Origin of the sequence: Streptomyces sp. NRRL WC-3549, assembly GCF_000721935.1 — a bacterium.
Classification (GTDB): domain Bacteria; phylum Actinomycetota; class Actinomycetes; order Streptomycetales; family Streptomycetaceae; genus Streptomyces.
Genome location: NZ_KL585391.1, coordinates 83,672 through 84,702, shown reverse-complemented (window position 1 = coordinate 84,702; position 1,031 = coordinate 83,672). Strand labels below are relative to the sequence as shown.

At 68.9% G+C, this 1,031-nt stretch carries 2 protein-coding genes; one reads left to right on the top strand and one right to left on the bottom strand.

All coding sequences use genetic code 11. The features are described 5' to 3' along the window. Nucleotides 1-21: 21 nt before the first annotated feature. Complete coding sequence (locus tag IH13_RS0108930; RefSeq protein ID WP_031082657.1) at nucleotides 22-210, bottom strand: hypothetical protein; 189 nt, start codon at nucleotides 208-210, stop codon at nucleotides 22-24. A gap of 356 nt (nucleotides 211-566) precedes the next feature. Here IH13_RS0108930 and IH13_RS0108925 point away from each other — a divergent pair. Next, on the top strand, nucleotides 567-1,031 hold a 465-nt coding region (locus tag IH13_RS0108925), incomplete at its 3' end, for an MFS transporter (protein WP_031082655.1).

Genomic DNA, 1,031 nt, shown 5'->3' with positions numbered 1-1,031 from the left:
CAGCCACTTCTTGTCCATCGGTTACTGTCCCATCGACTTGGCGGCGGCGCCCATGCCGTTCTGGTACCACTGCTCGGTGATCGCTTGAAGGCGATCCTCGTACTCGCCGGGGCTCGCGTCCAACTCCTGCTCCGAGAGCCCTCGTTCCAGCGCCATCCCGCGCAGCACGCCGTTCGTCTGCGCCTGTCCGTAGTCGTAGTGTTTGATCATGTTGTTGCGGTCTCGGCGTCTACTCTGACGTCCGCATTGTTCAGGTGCCCGTTCATACCGAAGTCCACCGAGCGCTGAATCCCATCACCGACGACCGAAATGGGGGCCAGGAGCCCGCCGGGGCGTCGTCCAGCCCCTCACTGATGACCACGGTCTGCGAGCCATGGATCATCTTGTAGGCGTTGGGGTCCTCAGCTGCGGCGCGGACGATCCGCCCTGCCTGGCAGGAGCGGGTGGCCGGGGCACGCGGTGGGGGCGTCGCGTACGCCCGTCTGATCGGCCCCTGCCCGGCGGGTGTGCCGAGGCAGTGCCCGCCCCGGCCGCCCGGGCCCGGCCGCCGGTCGTTACCATCCCCCGTGACCGAAACAGCCGAACCACGTGTATCCCGCACGCGCATACTCGCCGACCTGACTCCTCTGCGGGCCTCTCCCGACTACCGGCGGCTCTGGTTCGGCAACACCGTCTCCTGGGTCGGGCAGGGGATGACGGCGCTGGCCGTCTCGCTTCAGGTCTACGACATCACCGGGTCCGCGTTCTCCGTCGGACTGATCGGCCTCTGCTCGTTCGTCCCGCTGGTGCTCCTCGGGCTGTACGGCGGGGCGATCGCGGACACCGTCGACCGGCGCAAGCTCGGCCTCTACAGTGCCGTCGGCTCGTTCGTCCTCTCCATAGCCCTGGCCGCTGTGGCCTTCGCCGGGATCGAGCACGTCGGGTTCCTGTACGGGGTCGTCGCCCTCCAGGGCGTGTGCCTGGCGCTCAACTCGCCGGCCCGCAGCTCGATGATCGCGCGGCTGCTGCCGGCCGAGCAGCTGCCCGCCGCC

Bases quoted from the DNA above. Each gene is read 5' to 3' on its own strand.
- IH13_RS0108930 (WP_031082657.1), bottom strand. From the start codon at position 210: ATGATCAAACACTACGACTACGGACAGGCGCAGACGAACGGCGTGCTG.